13 protein-coding genes are annotated in these 16,608 nt (G+C 48.0%); 9 read left to right on the forward strand and 4 right to left on the reverse strand.

Going from position 1 to position 16,608, the window contains the following annotated elements:
* The first annotated feature begins 217 nt into the window (after positions 1-217).
* The 5 genes from ACTJKB_RS08410 to ACTJKB_RS08430 all read left to right on the forward strand — a co-directional run bounded on the left by ACTJKB_RS08410 (position 218) and on the right by ACTJKB_RS08430 (position 7,133).
* Positions 218-1,645, forward strand: a complete 1,428-nt coding sequence (locus ACTJKB_RS08410) for an ABC transporter substrate-binding protein (protein WP_440833196.1) — start codon at positions 218-220, stop codon at positions 1,643-1,645.
* Positions 1,632-2,594: a carbohydrate ABC transporter permease gene (locus tag ACTJKB_RS08415; protein ID WP_440833871.1), complete on the forward strand. Its 963-nt coding sequence runs from the start codon at positions 1,632-1,634 to the stop codon at positions 2,592-2,594. The genes ACTJKB_RS08410 and ACTJKB_RS08415 overlap by 14 nt, the downstream gene beginning before the upstream one ends.
* Positions 2,591-3,424, forward strand: coding sequence for a carbohydrate ABC transporter permease (locus tag ACTJKB_RS08420; RefSeq protein WP_440833198.1), 834 nt, complete (start codon positions 2,591-2,593; stop codon positions 3,422-3,424). Before ACTJKB_RS08415 ends, ACTJKB_RS08420 begins: the two co-directional genes overlap by 4 nt.
* 15 nt (positions 3,425-3,439) lie before the next feature.
* Positions 3,440-4,984, forward strand: coding sequence for a response regulator transcription factor (locus ACTJKB_RS08425; RefSeq protein ID WP_440833200.1), 1,545 nt, complete (start codon positions 3,440-3,442; stop codon positions 4,982-4,984).
* Positions 4,985-5,285: 301 nt separating this feature from the next.
* Positions 5,286-7,133: a histidine kinase gene (locus tag ACTJKB_RS08430; RefSeq protein ID WP_440833202.1), complete on the forward strand. Its 1,848-nt coding sequence runs from the start codon at positions 5,286-5,288 to the stop codon at positions 7,131-7,133.
* Between the two features lie 16 nt (positions 7,134-7,149).
* Here ACTJKB_RS08430 and ACTJKB_RS08435 read toward each other — a convergent pair whose 3' ends face one another.
* The 4 genes from ACTJKB_RS08435 to ACTJKB_RS08450 all read right to left on the reverse strand — a co-directional run bounded on the left by ACTJKB_RS08435 (position 7,150) and on the right by ACTJKB_RS08450 (position 9,094).
* Positions 7,150-7,590, reverse strand: coding sequence for a hypothetical protein (locus ACTJKB_RS08435; protein ID WP_440833204.1), 441 nt, complete (start codon positions 7,588-7,590; stop codon positions 7,150-7,152).
* A gap of 83 nt (positions 7,591-7,673) precedes the next feature.
* Positions 7,674-8,225 carry a hypothetical protein gene (locus ACTJKB_RS08440; RefSeq protein WP_440833206.1) on the reverse strand — a complete coding sequence of 184 codons (552 nt, stop codon included), beginning with the start codon at positions 8,223-8,225 and terminating at the stop codon, positions 7,674-7,676.
* Positions 8,225-8,653, reverse strand: coding sequence for a hypothetical protein (locus ACTJKB_RS08445; RefSeq protein ID WP_440833208.1), 429 nt, complete (start codon positions 8,651-8,653; stop codon positions 8,225-8,227). Before ACTJKB_RS08445 ends, ACTJKB_RS08440 begins: the two co-directional genes overlap by 1 nt.
* 24 nt (positions 8,654-8,677) lie before the next feature.
* The gene (locus ACTJKB_RS08450; RefSeq protein ID WP_440833210.1) at positions 8,678-9,094 is read right to left on the reverse strand and encodes a DUF4275 family protein; all 417 of its coding nucleotides are present in this window, start codon (positions 9,092-9,094) and stop codon (positions 8,678-8,680) included.
* A gap of 572 nt (positions 9,095-9,666) precedes the next feature.
* Between ACTJKB_RS08450 and ACTJKB_RS08455 the strand changes: the two genes are divergently transcribed.
* The 4 genes from ACTJKB_RS08455 (at position 9,667) to ACTJKB_RS08470 (ending at position 16,560) form a co-directional block, all read left to right on the forward strand.
* Positions 9,667-13,125 carry a DUF5695 domain-containing protein gene (locus ACTJKB_RS08455; protein ID WP_440833212.1) on the forward strand — a complete coding sequence of 1,153 codons (3,459 nt, stop codon included), beginning with the start codon at positions 9,667-9,669 and terminating at the stop codon, positions 13,123-13,125.
* A gap of 166 nt (positions 13,126-13,291) precedes the next feature.
* Complete coding sequence (locus ACTJKB_RS08460; RefSeq protein WP_440833214.1) at positions 13,292-14,905, forward strand: sensor domain-containing diguanylate cyclase; 1,614 nt, start codon at positions 13,292-13,294, stop codon at positions 14,903-14,905.
* 314 nt (positions 14,906-15,219) lie between these two features.
* Complete coding sequence (locus tag ACTJKB_RS08465) at positions 15,220-15,984, forward strand: 4Fe-4S binding protein (RefSeq protein ID WP_440833216.1); 765 nt, start codon at positions 15,220-15,222, stop codon at positions 15,982-15,984.
* A 9-nt stretch (positions 15,985-15,993) separates the two neighbouring features.
* Positions 15,994-16,560 (forward strand): PadR family transcriptional regulator, encoded by a 567-nt coding sequence (locus ACTJKB_RS08470; RefSeq protein ID WP_440833218.1) that lies wholly within the window; start codon positions 15,994-15,996, stop codon positions 16,558-16,560.
* The last annotated feature ends 48 nt before the right edge of the window (positions 16,561-16,608 follow it).

The following is a 16,608-nucleotide window of genomic DNA, read 5'->3' on the forward strand; positions in this document are numbered from 1 at the left end:
GTGCATGTTGGTCCCAGGATCAAGCATCTTCTTTCTTTGCCCTCAAACATCCGAAAATAATCCACCATTATTAAAAATTTGGAATTTTAATATGAAAGCGCATTCTCTATGATGAGAACAGGAACCCAATCAACACATTTAAGCATTTGATTTCGAAGCGGGTTTTGCGAAGTGATTCAAGGAAGCGTATGCTACAAAACTTTCAGGGAGGGTTATGATGGAGAATAAGGTAAAAGGGCGAGGAAAAGCACTGTATTGGTTGTTGACAGGAGTCTTGCTGCTGGCGGCCTTAATGTCGGGATGTTCAAATTCAAGCGGCAATAAAGAAACCAATACGGGAAAAACGGGAGCAGAGCAAGGGAGCACAGAGGAGTCCCAGGAACCCGTAACGCTGAAATTTACGTTCTGGGGCAGTCCGCAGGAGAAGGCGGCCATTGAGAAGGCAACCCAGGCCTTCACAGACAAATATCCGAACATCAAAGTGGATGCTATTCATATCCCGGAAGCGGATTATGATGCTAAGATTACGGCAATGGTAGCCGGGAATGAAGCGCCGGATCTGGGCTATATGCATGGCGAGCTGGCAGACCCCTGGCAAAAGGACGGCAAGTTCGTCAATATGTTTGAACTGCTGGATGCGGATAAGGACCTGAAGCGCAGCGACTTTTTGGACTATATCTGGTTCAAGTCGTCCGAGGATTTCGCATACGGAATCAGTACGGCCGGAGAAACCTTCGGGCTGTTCTACAACAAGGATCTATTTGATGAAGCCAAGGTGGATTATCCTCCTGCCAAGCCGGAAATGGCTTGGAGCTGGGATGAATTCGTAAAGGTTGCCCAGCAATTAACCCTCGACAAAAACGGTAAAAATGCCGCCGATCCCGGGTTTGATCCGGATAATATCAAGCAGTTCGGCGTCTCCTTTGAAACTTGGCATGGACCTGTTCATGCGGCAGTGATTAACAATGAAGGGGAATGGGTGACCAAGGACGGTAAATTCGGGTTCAGCCAGCCGGAAGCGGCGGAAGCGATCCAGCGTCTGGCGGATTTAATTAACGTGTATCATGTGGCACCTTCTCCGGTGCAAATGAAGTCGATTCCTTCACAGGCGGTTGCCCTGCAATCGAAGCTGGCAGCCATGTCGATGCACGGCCAATGGATCAATCTGGATCTCGGTGCCGCCAAAGTCAATTATGATATCGGTGTGCTTCCGAAGATGAAACGCAGCGTTCCCATGGGTATCAGCGGAGCTTCTGTCATCTATACATCCAGCAAGCATCAGGAAGAAGCCTGGCTGCTGACGAAATTTCTGGAGAATCCGGAAGGCGCCATAGACCTCTACAAAGGCGGACTGTGGATGCCTACGATGACCAAATGGTATACCGATCCTGAACTCGTTGCCAAGTGGGCGGATAATAATCCGGCTCATCCATCCGGCTTCAAGGATGCGATGATGAATAATCTGCTGAACAACGGGGTGCCGAACGGGTCCTATTATATTAAAAATTTCTCCAAAGTAAATGCGATTACCTTCTCTGGTATGGATGAGGTGTGGCTCGGCCGGAAAACCGCCTTGGAGGCGATGAAGGAGCTTGAGCCTAAGATTCAGCCGGAGATTAAAGGACGCTATGATGTCTCTCCATGATCCAATAACGAATTTGACACCAACCCATAAGCCCGCCAGGCGCTCCCGCAGAGGGCAGCGTGCTGCCAAGGAGCTGCGTTACGGCCTTCTGTTTGCTTCGCCGGTACTGGCGGGATACCTGCTGTTCGTGCTTGTTCCGATCGCCGCAAGCATATATCTGAGTTTTACCAACTATAGTGTAGGGATGGTACCGGAGTGGATCGGCATTGCCAATTACAAGACACTATTTACAGGTGCTGACCCCTTCTTTTATCCGGCAGTCAAAGCTACCTTCTATTATGTTTTTGTCAGTGTGCCTCTGGGCATTATTATTTCCTTTTTTGCTGCGGTACTGCTGAACCAGAAAATTGCAGGCAGAGCCTTTTTTCGCGGAATATTCTATTTGCCGGTCATCATTCCGTTAGCTGCTTCATCCATGGTATGGATGTGGCTGCTGCAGCCGGATTTTGGCATTGTGAACGCCATGCTGGAGCAGCTTCATCTGCCTACTTCGCAATGGCTGGGGGATACAGGGTCGGTAGTTCCGACCTTGATCCTCTTCAGCTTTTGGACGCTGGGCAATACCATCGTGATTTTCCTGGCCGGACTGCAGGGCATCCCCTCCCAGTTGTATGAAGCGATAGAGATCGACGGGGGGAACAGGCTCCATAAGCTGTTTTATATTACCATCCCGATGACTTCGTCCATCATCTTTTTTAACACAGTTATTGCTTTTATCAACGGATTTCAGGCGTTTGTCCAGCCTTCGGTAATGACGCAGGGCGGACCGAGCAACAAGAGCCTTTTTTATGTGCTGTACCTGTTCAATGAAGGATTCAAGTCCTCCCGGATGGGAAGCGCCAGTGCGATTTCCGTGCTCTTGTTTCTGGTGATCGCCCTGTTCACCGCTTTGATTTTCTTCTTCTCGAAATCTTTTGTGTATTACGAAGGGAAGGGGGAGCAGCGGTGAAACAGCAATCGTGGATAAGTAAAGCAATGATATATATGCTGCTTGGAATTGGAAGTTTGTTTTGCCTGTTTCCAATCTTCTGGATGGTCCGGACGTCATTGATTGATATGGGGGAACTGTATCAGATTCCGCCGGGGTTTATACCGAAGGTTTTCAAGTGGGATAATTTCCGTACAGCACTGGATGCGTATCCGTTTGGCCGTTTCTTTCTGAACAGCGTCATTATTACTTCATTGGCGATCCTGGGAGTTCTGCTCTCCGCCTCGTTGTGTGCCTACAGCTTTTCGCGTATCGATTGGAAAGGGCGGGACCAGGTATTCGGGGTGATATTAACCGGACTTATGATTCCGTTCTTTGTAGTCATGATTCCGCAGTACGTATTTTGGAACGCACTTCACTTGACTGACACTTTCGTTCCGCTGGTGGCACCTGCCTGGTTCGGCGGAGGGGTGTTCAATATTTTTCTGCTGCGGCAGTTCTTTCTGGGCATCCCGCGCGAGCTGGACGAGGCGGCCAAAGTGGACGGTGCGGGGCATGTACGGATATATGCGGTGATTATCGTCCCGCTTGCCAAACAGGCGATGATTGTGATCGGCTTGCTGACTTTTTTGGCCAACTGGAATGATTACCTGGGACCGCTGGCGTTCATTACCTCCGAGAAAAACTATACGTTAATGCAGGGACTGACTTTATTTCAGGGTTCCTACTCTGCACAGTGGAATCTGATGATGGCTGCGACTACAGTCATTGTGATCCCTTCGCTGGTGATCTTTCTGATTGCGCAGCGTCATTTTATTGAAGGGATTGCGATGACCGGAATCAAAGGCTAATAAGGGGGGGACGGTATGTACGATATTCTGCTGGTAGATGATGAACCTGCCCACCTCACCGGACTCTCCGGCATGCTGCGCCGTTTGCGTCCTGAATACGGGATTGTTACAGCCAGGAATGGCCGGGAGGCGCTCGAGATCTGCAGCGCCCGCTGCTTCCAGATTATTATCACCGACATTAGGATGCCGCTTATGGACGGACTGCATTTCCTGGAACAGCTTACGCCTCAGCCTTCTCCGCGGCGGGTCATTTATTTAAGTGGATACAGCCGTTTCGAATATGCGCAAAAAGCGATGAGTCTTGGATCTTCCGAATATATGCTGAAGCCGCTTGACCCGCAGAAGTTCATTGCTGTGCTGGAGAAGACGGAAAAGAGCCTGGAGGAAGAGTACGCCACCCGGCAGCAATATGAACGGCTTGCCGTCCGGCTGGATGTGGCAGAACCGGCCTACCGTCATCGTCTCCTGAACCATTGGCTCGAAGGGAAACTAAGGACCCCGGCAGACCGAGAAGAAGTGTTGACTATGCTTGGATTCAGCGGCTCCGGCAGCTTGCTGGTGGTCTATATCAAAGAGGAAAGGGCTGCGGAAGAGGTGATGGCATCCTTGCGGCCCTTTGGTTTCCATACGGGTTTTACTTCCCGGCAGGAATCCGGTCTGCTGGTGGTGGCAAGCAGCGTACAACCTGACTCCGGCATGATCCAGATGCTTGTAAGGCTCGGGCTGCCTGTGGGGATCAGCGCTCCTTCAGAGCATTTATTTGATGATGTTACCCGTGCGTATACCGAAGCCCGCTATGCGGCTGCACGCTGCTTTTATGCACAGCCCGGGGAGCCACAAGTATATTTGGCGGCAGATGGGGGGCTGGACGCCGGCCGGGTGCTTACCTCCGATCCCCGGATTCCGGGCAAGCTAAAGGAGGTAATCGAAGGCTGGGATGGGCTTTCAGGTTTCGGGCCTGCAGCAGAGGAAGCGGTCCGCCAGATGCTTGGAGAAGGGGCCCTGCCTTTGCCGGAAGAACTGGTGCGGGAAGTCAAGCACCTTCTGTCCAGGGTGATTTATGACCTCGAAAGTATAAGAGAGGATGTGCAGGAAGTTCTGCTGCAGCGCGCCTCCTGCTTGGGCGACGGCATTCCATGCTGCCCAGGATTGATTGCGTCCGTAGCCAGGCTTTTGGAGGACATTGCCCAAAGTGTGGCGGAAGCGAAGCGGGAACGGAAGGAGGGGGTGATGTCACGGTGTCTTGATTATATTGACCAGCACTATAGGGAGGACCTTTCCCAGGAAGCGGTCGCCGCCATGTTTCACTTTAGCTCCAGCTATTTCTGCCAGTTTTTCAAAAGCCGGCTCCAGCTGACCTTCAATCAATATGTAACCCGGCTCCGGTTGAATGAGGCCAAAGAAATGCTAGGGAGTTCTAATGTGAAGGTGTACCGGATCGCTGAGCAGCTAGGGTATCATGATGTCAAATATTTCAACCGTGTATTCAAAAAAGAAACGGGTCTCACACCGGAAGAATACCGCGCCTTGACGCGCAGACTGACTGAAGTTGAACTTTAGATTTTCATATCAGGGTCTGGTCGTAACTACGGGGAATGTTTGGACTTCCGGCCGCTGTTGTCAGCAGATTTCTTGATTTATACCTCTGTTCGCGGTGGAAATCTGCAGACAAAGGCGGTCGCTGTCGCTCCTACAGTTCCAAACTTCCCCTCCGCACTTCTACTTTTTTATGTTTTTTCAAGTCAACTTCTCTAGACGGTTATTAAGTAATGTTTCACATTATAATTATCCTTGTATTTCTCGCTGAAACGGATACTGTCCTTATAAGGACGGTGAAACCGTTTCCGATGATGGAGGGAATATGGCTGGATACCAGTATATCTACCGTGATAAACGGGATCTGTGGAAAAATATGAAGCTGAGAACCAAGCTGATCCTCTGTTTTGTGCTGCTGATTTCGATCCCTTCGGTGACGAACGCTGTCATTAACTATAAGACGAGCTCGGACATCATAGTCAGCAATGCCGAAGACAGTATCCTCGAGATCGTGAAAAAGAAGACAGAGATCAGCGATTTGATGCTGAATCATATCGAATCCAGAACCATTGACCTCATCTCAGACCCGGACTTATTCACCCTCTTTGACCGGCAGCAGCCCCGGACCGATGAAGAGCTGTTAAGAATGGACCGCAAAGCAACTGAAATTCTGAACAAGTATTTCCGTAACGAGCAGGACTTCTATTCTGTGCAGCTGATTACCAGTTATTACAGCTTTGGGGGAGGCGCTACGGGCTATACCACCAATTCATCTTTTGTCTCCGTCCCGCCGTCCGGGTTTGTACACTCCTATATATACCAAAAGATAGCGGAGGTGAATGGGAGCCTGCTGTGGTTCCCCACCTACGATTGGACAAGAATCTACGGTCAGCCTCAATTAGGTGGAATGGACGCCAAATTCCGCATGGTTTTCTCTGCAGGGCGGCTGCTTAACATTTCACCCGTTATCGACGGCATGAGCCGCAGCTGGCCTCAGAGTGTGGAACGGCCGGTGCTGCTGATTAATTTTAATGAAGAGTATTACCGGCAGTATATGGCTCAGACGCCTGCTGTGCAGGGGTCTTATTTCTATGTGGTCTCCAGAGAGGGACAGATCGTCACCTACCCGGACAATTCACTTCTGGGGATGACGGATGCGAACGGATGGTATAAGGATCAGTTCACATCCGTGTCAGGGACTGCCCTGGTCAAGCAGGGAAAAGAGGATGTGTTGATTGGTTATGCTGCTTCCGGGATCACCGGATGGGTAACCATATATGTTGTCCCGTACCGCCAATTGGTCCGCAACCTGCCGACCGTCAGCTATACGAATTTAGGCATTACTCTGGTCTTGCTTCTATTGTCGGTGGGCATTGCCTATGTGATTTCCAGCCATTTGACGAAGCCGATTAAAAAAATAATGGCCGCGATTCAATTAACCGGGGCCGGTGATTTTTCCACCAAGATTCCGGACCAGCCACAATTGGAATTTCGCATTCTCGTAAAGAGATACAATCAGATGAACGAAAGGATTCTAGAGCTGATCGAGGAAAATTACAAAAGCACCAGACGCGAGAAAGAAGCAGAGATGCTGGCGCTCAACCTCCAGCTCAATCCCCACTTCCTTTACAACACGCTTAATATCATCAACTGGATGGCTCTGGAGCGGGAGGAAAGCGAGATCAGTCAAATGATTGTCAGCCTTTCCACTATGCTCCAGTATACCGTGAACAACGGCCAGGAGGAGGTTCTGCTGGAGGACGATCTGAATTGGCTGAGGAGCTACACACATATTATGGAGAAACGTTATGCGGGAGTCTTTGAGGTGGAATACGATGTGGAGAATCTGCCGCCTGGGACAGTGGTGCCAAAGCTGTTCCTCCAGCCTATTGTCGAGAACGCCATTATCCATAGTATGGAGGCGGTTGTGAGCGGGGGGCGGATTCAGATTACAGGACGGAGATCCGGAGAACGGCTGCATTTTTCGGTCTCGGATAATGGGGTAGGGATGTCCAAAGAGTATATCGAGGACATGCTGATTCACGACGCCGGAGGCATTGGACTGCGAAATATCAAAAAACGGCTGAATTTGATGTACGGAGGTCTGGCGGAACTTCGGATTCAATCGGAACCCGGGGTGGGAACGGTTGTGACCGTAGTTATTCCTTATTGAACGGTTGTGTTCATCATTATTCTCGTATACGAATAAGGTCAGCCTCGGCTATATGTATCGTGAGCTTGTCCAATTCGGGGGAAGGATGCCAGTCATTCCCGATTCCACCACCATATTTTATTACGTGTGTGACAGTATTTGCGGACATGAATAAGTTATGATGGACAAATGGTTTTACGAGAATGCTATCACCCTGTTCTAAATATTTCATAATTAATTTGTCATCAGAGGAATACTCCGTGTATACGAGCCATCCTTTTTGGACGACATAAAATTCTGTAAGGGATTTATGATAATGACTGTTCTGCCATCCGCCAGTATTTGAAGCTTCCGTACGGACATACGAACTGCCATCTGAACAGACCAGTCTGAATCGTCTTTCCCCGGTATCCATTTCTTGATGCATAGTATCAATACCCATCAAATGAGCTTCTTGCTTAGAAATTGGTTTCGACATGAGAATCTCCAATCTATGTCATATGTCTATCTTTCCCCCATTAGTGCTTTACCACTTGGGATCAATCCTAATTCCATCAATCCTTAATCTGTTACTTTCATCATTATTATTTTTTTGAAAAGTAATCCATCACTAAGGTATACCTTTCCATCTTGGATAAAGGTTCTTGGGTATAAGTTATATACTATGGTGATTAGATTCAAAATCATAAATAGAAGGGGGAGAAAATAATTTTCTTCACTACCAATTCCAAATAAAATGTAGGTAATACAAATAATAAAAATCTGAAAGATTACCCCTCCGAGAGCAAAAACAGAAAGACGCAGCTTGCTGATCTTAACACTGGTACCTGGAACAGTTAACCCGCCGAATCCATAGCAAAATATAAATGATGTTCCAAAGACGACTACACTAATAATGGGTTTCCGATCTCCGATTACTACACGTTCTATTTCATACCCAACCAGCTTCCCTGCAAAAAAATGCCCAAGTTCATGCAAAAATGTGTCTATATATTTGAATGATGTAATCAGCACAGCACTCAACAATCCCAACTTAACGGATGGTTCGATAATGGATAACAAGATAAGTATTATAATAAAAAGGATTATATATAAGGATGTTCGGTTCAGCATCAATGCCCTTCCTTTATATTATTGCTTGTCCAATATGAATAACTTCCACCAGGAAGTGATACTAATAAAAAACCTTCAGCCCCACTTAACTGCCATCCTTCATACAATGAACTTTCATGAAAAAGGTCCAAATAAATATTATTGTCCAAGCTTATATTGAGATCAGATATGTCTTCATAATGTGTTATGTGTTTAATAGTGTTGTTTAGTAGAGTTTTTTCAAATATCTCATATGACTTATTATGTTTATTCTCCACTTCAGTTTCCGCACTGCCTACTATAATTGAGTTGCCTTTCCTTAATCGCCAAGAGCATTCAATAGTTAAGGAACCATTCTCGAAAGTAACTATGGGGTACATTCTATTAATTTCGATAACCTTTTGATTAAGGAATTGATTAAAATCAATACAACTTTGGCTTCTTATCATGTTCAACTCCTTTGCATTTATTGTTCAATCTTCCTTTATATAAAAGTAAGGACCGCACTGTGATTCATGGGTCTTTACATAAGTCCATTGGAAGTTCTTATCTGTTATATAAATATCGTTCTGCTTATCAAAATCCTCTGCTTTCAATGTCTTTAGATCTTCGAGTAACAAGGCATGGTCATGATGTTGGAAAAAAAGATAACACTCTACCTTTAATTGATTGTTGAAACTATCTTTAGCTCTATTTTGTGTCACCATATTCATCTTGTTATAACTGAATACGTGCCATAAAAATTGATCCAGAAATATCTCCTTTTTTTCCGACTCATCCATATGGCTTGTAAAGTTCTTTTCCCATTCTCTTCTAAGAAATACCCCCCACTTGTTTATATCAGTTACCTTAATATTTTTATGCTGAAGGAAATTAATTAATTCAATCATAGGTACCCCATCTTTCTTTGAGTAATAGGTTCGAGAATTGCACATATCGTCTTATTCACCAACTTCATAAATACTCCCATGTAGATTATTCGCGAAATGAATTGGACTATCCTGCCGATTAATGACGAATTTCCAGTTCATAGACTGTTCAACCAATATAGGTTGAAATGATTAAAAATAAGGTTGGAAATCTCGATTTTCTTTTACAGCACAGACTGTAATATGGTAGATGAATTACAACAATTTTTAAGCATTACGATGGAGGGCAAAGAGAATCTGGAAGGGGGGGAGAGGTTTCAATATAAGTTGAACTTAAAAAAACATAAAAAAGGTAGGAGTACGGAGGGAAAGTTTGGAACTGTAGGAGCGATAGCGACCGCCTTTGTCTGCGGATTTCCACCGCGAACAGCGGTATAAATCAAGAAATCTGCTGATGGGCAGCGGCCGGAAGTCCAAACATTTCACGCAGTTACGACCAGACCCTCAAATGAAAATCTAAAGTTCAACTTATATAGCAAAGTGGAGGAGTAGACAAATACTGTACATTCCGCTTTAACCAGGAGGTTAAATCTATGCTGGAGAAGATTCAGGCCCGCTCTGTAAGAAGGACCGTTTTGAGTGCAGTCTTCACTGCTGCCGCCGCAGGATTTCTGTGGTTTGCCCAGCCTGCCTTTGCCTATGATTTGTCGAACAGCAACTTCCAGGTCAGTACCGGTTCAAATGGCGATATCTCCAGCCTGAAGCTGTCCGGAGATAATTTTCCTACCAACTACGTCATGAATGCTACCAATGCCCCTAACCAAAATACAGCGGACCATCAATGGCTGGGCGAGCTGATGTTCACTTACCGGCTCAATAACGGTGCCTGGACCAAAGCCTGGACCAACAAGTCGGCCGATGCCCGTACGCAAAGCCAATCCGGCAACACTATCAACATTACCTATCAAAACTCAACGAATACCGAAGGGATCCGCAATTTCCGCGTGAATGAAAGCTATTCTCTTGTAAGCGATTACTTGCTCTGGCAGATTCAAGTGACCAACACCAGCACACAAACCCTGGAAATCGGAGACTTTGGCCTGCCGCTTCCCTTTAATGAATTCTGGACCGGAGGCAGCAATGAGCAGATTTATGAAACACGGGTGGTCACTCAGTCCTTCATCGGTAATAACAGCTCTTATGTCACCGCCCAGCGGCCCAGCGGCATCGGTCCGTCTCTCCTGCTTGTCCCGGACAGCACAACCGGCGCAGGCTTTGAGTATATGGATAACTGGCGTATTCAGCAGCATCCCGGCAGTAAATGGGCTGGCGATCAAGGCGGCTGGATTGAAGGCCTCTCGGTCTATTACATCCATTCCAATGTAATCAAAAGCACCGGCAGCGGATATCTGCCGAACAGCAGCCTGACCCTGGCACCAGGAGCAAGCAAGACCTATGCCTTCAAATTTTTCAAAGCCGCCAGTGAACAGGCCGTCAAAGACCGGCTGTATTCCGAAGGGATGATTGATACCACTGTAGTCCCCGGGATGATCGTGCCGGTCAATCAGACCGCCAAATTCGATCTCCGCACCTCTAAGACCATTACTTCCGTGACCGCACAATATCCGTCTGAAACCACCGTGACCTCACTTGGCACTGCATCGGGTGATCACAAGCTGTATTCACTCCAGATGAATCACCTGGGTCCCAACAATATTACAGTTAATTATGGCAGCGGTGAAAAGACAACCCTGCAGTTCTACGCCATTGAAGCCGTGGATGCCGCACTTCAGCGTCATGCGACCTTTATGGTGAACAACCAGCAGTGGAATGTGCCCGGAGATATCCGGGACAAGGCGTTCGACGACTGGATGATGCAGACGAACACCAAACGCAACAACTTTGCAGGGTACTGGGGCTGGGGAGATGACTGGGGCTATACACATGCTCAATTCCTTGCCGAGAAAAATGTCCAGAAACCCGTCACATCAGAAATCACAGCACTGGATCAGTATTTGGATACCACGATCTGGAACAACCTGATGGCTGGACATCACACCGATTATCTGGTGCCGGACTTCCTTATGGCTCCTCCGAATGATACTCCAACGTACCGGGGTTATGCTTACCCTCATATTTACAACACGTATTTCAGCATGTATAAGATTTCCAAGCTGTACCCTGGCCTGATCAGCTACAAAGAGCCGAGCAGCACCTATCTGCTGCGGGCCTATAACATTATGAAGGCTCTCTATGACGGGCCAGTCGCCTATAATTGGAACACCGGTCTGATGGGAGAAGTAACTACACCGGAGATTATCAAAGCGCTGCAGGATGAGGGCTATACCTCCCAGGCGAACGATATCATCGCGAAAATGAACACCAAATACAACAATTTCGCAAGTACGGCGTACCCGTACGGTTCGGAATACAACTATGACAACACAGGTGAAGAAGCCGTTTATATGCTGGCCAAAATGAAGAATAACAATACGATTAAAGGCAAAATCAATACCAAAACCCGTGCTGTCCGCGGGAAAATGCCTGTCTGGTATTTCTATACCGATCCGGTGACAATCAACGGGGAACCCTGGTGGCAGTTCCAATACACAGCATCGCTGGCCGGAACCGCCATGGACGATTGGGTGCGCAGCAATTCCTCTGCGCCTGAGGTAGAGCAGCGGCTCAGCTATGCTGCCAAGCTTGCCAATGTAAATGCCATCAACTCGGGCCAGATCAGCTCCGATCCGGCGGATATTGGGGCTGTGTCCTGGACGTATCAAGCCATGAAAGGCAACAATGGCGCACTCGGTCTGGATGGCGGCCCATTGTTCAACGGCTGGCGCGGCATGTCCGGCGAAGCCGACCTCGGATTGTTTGGCGCGATCAAGATTCTTAGCTCCGATGTGGCGGTCGACCCGATCTTTGGCCTCTACGGTTATGGCTGTGATGTAACGGAGAGCGGCAGCAATTATATTATTGTTCCGAAGGACGGCGTATTTCAGCGCCTCAATCTGATCACGGAAAAATGGGGCATGACCCTGGGACGGGACAGATACAGCCTGGCAACAGTCGCCAAAGCAAAGAACAGTATCAGCTTCACACTCAGCAATGTAACACCCGGCACTGCCCATATTACGAAAGTGGACTTCAGCGGGCTTGCCGCCGGAAGCTATAATGTAACCGTCAATAATGTAGCATCCGGAAGTTTCACAGCAGTGAACGGCCAAACAGCAACAGCCAGTCTCAATATCGGTACGGCAGCATCCTACGAAGTGAAGATTGAGCAGGGGACGGTCACACCGGTACCGAGTATAGTCGTCAATTATAAAATGAACCAATCCTCAGGCACAACAGTGACCGATTCTTCATATGGTGCCAATCATGCCGTTCTGACGGGAACAGCATCCTGGGTTACCGGCCGTACAGGAGCAGGGAATGCGCTGGGCTTAAGCGGAACCAGTGCTTATGCTTCTCTGCCAGCCGGAGTGCTTAGCCAGCTGAACGATTTTACGATCTCAGCCTGGGTACGCATTACCGCGAATAATGACTGGGCGAGAATCTTTGATTTTGGCACAGACACAACAACAAATATGTTCCTGGCTCCCCAGACAGGTGGAGGAGGCGGTATGCGGTTTGCGATTACAAATGGAGGCAACAGTTCAGAACAACAGCTTACGGCTTCTGCCCCGCTGGCCGCCGGGCAATGGAAGCATGTCGCTGTGACGTTGTCCGGTACGACGGGCCGCCTCTATGTTGATGGCGTGCAGGTTGCCGTGAATACCGCTATGTCGCTGAAGCCTTCAAGTCTTGGCGTTACGACTCAGAACTATATCGGCAAATCCCAATATGGCGATCCCAATTTGAACGGTGCTATTGATGATTTTCTGATCTATAGCCGGGCACTAACTGCAGCTGAAATTACCTCATTGTTTAATGGAACGATGATTCAAGGGGCCGCCGCTGAGGAATCTGATTTGCTCCAGCAAGAGAACCCGCAGCCCGAACTGCCACTTGAAGAACCGGGTGGGCAGCAGCCGGCAGTTCAATAGCAGGTAGTTTAGGACGGGGATATTCAGCAGAATCTGATGCAATAATGGCGTGTTAAACGGGGTAACCATTTGCACGCCATTTTGCATGGATTCTTTGTCGAATAACGATATTATTTGTTGTATGATGGATTTATGTAGTTTTCAGAAATCAAGGAGGGTTTATCGTTTGCTTACACTGAGAAAGGCCGGGCCATGTCAAAGGAAGAAGCTCAGTCTGACATCGCTGCTTACAGGCCTTGTGACGCTGGTGGTTCTGCTAACCTCAACCATTATGCTGGTTGGCTCTTATGACTCCAAAAGACAATCATTGATGGAGACGACACTCCATCTGAATTTCACCAATGCGGACCGCATGTCAAGGACCATGGATTCCTTATTTCAATCCATTGGTGGCAGTCTGGCCTATAATGCACGGATGCTTTCCAATATGGATGCTATGAATCCGGAGCAAGTGGACCATCAATTGGAATTGATGCGCAACAGCAGCAATTATTTTAATTCCATCGTAGTAATAGGTACGGACGGGGTTGTCCGCAACGTAGAACCAGCCACCGTAGGAACCGCAGGCAAGCATATTAGTTCTCCATCCTCTAAGGAAGCTTTGGCGCTCAAACAGCCCTACATATCCGCTCCATACATGACTGCAACCACCAAAAGACTGATTGTGTTCTTGAGTCAACCTATCTTCAGCAGCAACGGTACATATTTGGGTATCCTGGGCGGCACGATTTATCTGCAGGAGAATAATGTGCTCTCAAGGATATTCGGAAATAACAGCGTGGACGATTTGGGCTCCTATTATTATATTGTCGATTCCGACGGGCATTTGCTGTATCATCCGGACAAGCAGCTCTCCGGGATGGATATCAGCAGCAACAAGGTTGTACAGAAGCTGATGAAGGGGAAGAGCGGGGAACAGGAGGTTCGTAACCTTCATGGTATCGATCTGCTTGCCGGATACTCCAGTGTTCCGGCGAACGGCTGGGGAATTGTGGTCGTCTCACCGCTGAGTCTGATCCACCGGCAGTTGGTCGGGCACATCGAGACCATTGTTGCATATTCACTGGTTCCGTTTATTGCACTGCTGATAGGTGTGATCCTGGTGGCGCGCAGGCTGGTCCGGCCTTTTGCCTATCTGGCTGATCTGGTAAGCAAGATGGGCAAGGAGAAAATTGTAATCCCGGAAGCCAAGCCGCACTGGAGCCGGGAGGCAGATTTGTTGACCAAGGCGGTCTTTCTCGCTGTGGTAGACATTCAGAAACAGAAGGATCAACTGACGCAGGAAGCTGCGACAGATGCGCTGACCGGGCTTAAGAACCGGAGATCACTGGAGTACACGCTCAGTCAATGGATCGATTCAGGGACTCCATTTTCACTGATTGTGCTGGATGTGGACCGTTTCAAGTTCGTGAATGACACCTATGGTCATGTTACCGGTGACGAAGTGCTGAAGCATGTAGCTGGTGTGATTGTCTCTTCGCTTCGGCCGGATGATGTGTGCCATCGCTTCGGTGGTGAGGAGTTTGTGATTCTGCTGGCCCGTACCCGCCCGCAAGAAGCCTTCAAGGTTGCAGAAAGAGTCCGCCGGGCACTGGAGCAGAGTAAGGGGCCCATTCCGTCACAGGTTACAGTGTCTCAGGGCATTGCCCATTACCCGCAGCATGCTTCAGATCAGGAGGGATTGCTGGAGAAGGCGGATCAGGCGCTATACCTGGCGAAGAGCAACGGCAGGAACCGGACGATGATCGCTGAAGACAAACCGGCAGCTCCATCAGCATAATGGCTTGATTAGTAACAACGTCACAATTATCACCTGCCCAGGCTTGGCTAACCCCAAACCTGGGCATTTTTTTATGCTGATATTTAATTAGAATGTCTATAGTTAGGATTCTACTTTTTAGGATGAAATGTCGGATCAATATGTTCTGGAATCCGCGCCGATGAAGAAGGCTTGTCTGGTTAAAGATTACGTACATTTGTCAAAAAGCTCATTGACAGCATCTATCTCAACTTGATACCATAAACTATATCATCATGATATACAACCTTCTGGCCTAAAGCCTATATCCTATGAAGAATGGAATGTGATGAAGCATGCGGCAACAAAAGATTCGAAAGACCCTCCTGCTGATTTCAATGCTGCTGTTCCCGGTTACCTTGAATTATTTCTCTCCTTATCTGATTGTACAAGGCAGTTTTGCCGGTATTGCCACCGGAAGCTTTCTGCTGTTTGCCGCACTTTTTGGTTTCTCACTGGTGTTTGGCAGAGCCTTTTGCAGCTGGTTGTGTCCGGCGGGAGGCTTGCAGGAGGCTTGCAGCCAGGTGGTGAACAAACCTGCAAGCCGCAAACAGAACCTCATTAAATATCTGATTTGGGTACCGTGGGTGCTGTCCATTCTGGCCGGGTTTATAAGTGCAGGCGGGATCAAAGACCTCAATCCGATTTATTTTACCGACTACGGAATTTCGGTTTCTGCCCCTCCGGCTTTCATTACGTACTTTGCCGTCGTATTATTAATAGTAAGTGTGTCTCTGATCTTCGGGCGGAGATCCTTCTGTCATTCCCTCTGCTGGATGGCTCCGTTCATGGTCCTGGGCAATACCCTTAAGAACAAACTGGGTTATCCCTCACTTCATTTGGAGGCCAGAACCGAGGATTGCATCAGCTGCAAGAAGTGCGACAGAGCTTGCCCGATGAGCCTGAAGGTCCAGGAAATGGTACAGAATAGAGACATGAATAGCAATGAATGTATTCTGTGCGGCAGCTGTCAAAGCGTATGCCCGAAAAAGGTGCTGCGGGTAGGCTTCGGTGCGCAGAAGGATTCCGTTTCAAAAAGGAGCTACACGGAGGGAGCCTAAGGAAAGATCATGCCCAAGGAAAATACTACGGTCTATATCATATTGGGCCTGCTGAACCATGAGGATCTTAGCGGATACGATATTAAGAAAAAGATAGATGTGATGATCAGCGGCTTCTGGGAAGTAGGCTATGGGCAGATTTATCCGACCCTGGCGAAGCTGGTAACCGAAGAGCTGGTGCTTAAACATAAGGGCGCCGGCTCCAAAGGCCCGGAGAAAAACATCTATTCTATCACGGACAAAGGGCGGGGGCTTCTGAAGGAATGGGTCATGCTTCCCGAGCAGAAGGAGTATACAAAATATGAGATCCTGCTCAAGCTTTTTTTCGGAAGCCTGGTTCCGGACGAGAGCAATCTTGCGCGGATTGAAGATTTCAAAGAACGGCATACACAGAGTCTCCAGCAGATTCAGATGTTCAAAGGCAATCTGGAGCGCGTTCTCCATACCGAAAAGGACCATTTGTATTTCTACCTGACCGTTCTGTTCGGAGAGCATGTCTACAAGGCCTACCTGGACTGGGCGGAGGAAGCCAAGGAGTTGCTGGCGGGTAAGCCCGAAGAGGAACTAGATCAATGATCAAATGGGCAGTATATTTAATGGTAAAATGGTGAAAAAACGAATTTG

Source organism: Paenibacillus sp. 22594 (genome assembly GCF_052044425.1).
Classification (GTDB): Bacteria; Bacillota; Bacilli; order Paenibacillales; family Paenibacillaceae; genus Paenibacillus_AQ.

Excerpts from the sequence above, each read along its gene's own strand:
- ACTJKB_RS08445 (WP_440833208.1), bottom strand. The coding sequence starts at position 8,653 with ATGATAAGAAGCCAAAGTTGTATTGATTTTAATCAATTCCTTAATCAA.
- ACTJKB_RS08425 (WP_440833200.1), top strand. The coding sequence starts at position 3,440 with ATGTACGATATTCTGCTGGTAGATGATGAACCTGCCCACCTCACCGGA.
- ACTJKB_RS08435 (WP_440833204.1), bottom strand. The coding sequence starts at position 7,590 with ATGTCGAAACCAATTTCTAAGCAAGAAGCTCATTTGATGGGTATTGAT.
- ACTJKB_RS08465 (WP_440833216.1), top strand. The coding sequence starts at position 15,220 with ATGCGGCAACAAAAGATTCGAAAGACCCTCCTGCTGATTTCAATGCTG.
- ACTJKB_RS08470 (WP_440833218.1), top strand. The coding sequence starts at position 15,994 with ATGCCCAAGGAAAATACTACGGTCTATATCATATTGGGCCTGCTGAAC.
- ACTJKB_RS08410 (WP_440833196.1), top strand. The coding sequence starts at position 218 with ATGGAGAATAAGGTAAAAGGGCGAGGAAAAGCACTGTATTGGTTGTTG.
- ACTJKB_RS08415 (WP_440833871.1), top strand. The coding sequence starts at position 1,632 with ATGTCTCTCCATGATCCAATAACGAATTTGACACCAACCCATAAGCCC.
- ACTJKB_RS08450 (WP_440833210.1), bottom strand. The coding sequence starts at position 9,094 with ATGATTGAATTAATTAATTTCCTTCAGCATAAAAATATTAAGGTAACT.
- ACTJKB_RS08455 (WP_440833212.1), top strand. The coding sequence starts at position 9,667 with ATGCTGGAGAAGATTCAGGCCCGCTCTGTAAGAAGGACCGTTTTGAGT.
- ACTJKB_RS08440 (WP_440833206.1), bottom strand. The coding sequence starts at position 8,225 with ATGCTGAACCGAACATCCTTATATATAATCCTTTTTATTATAATACTT.
- ACTJKB_RS08430 (WP_440833202.1), top strand. The coding sequence starts at position 5,286 with ATGGCTGGATACCAGTATATCTACCGTGATAAACGGGATCTGTGGAAA.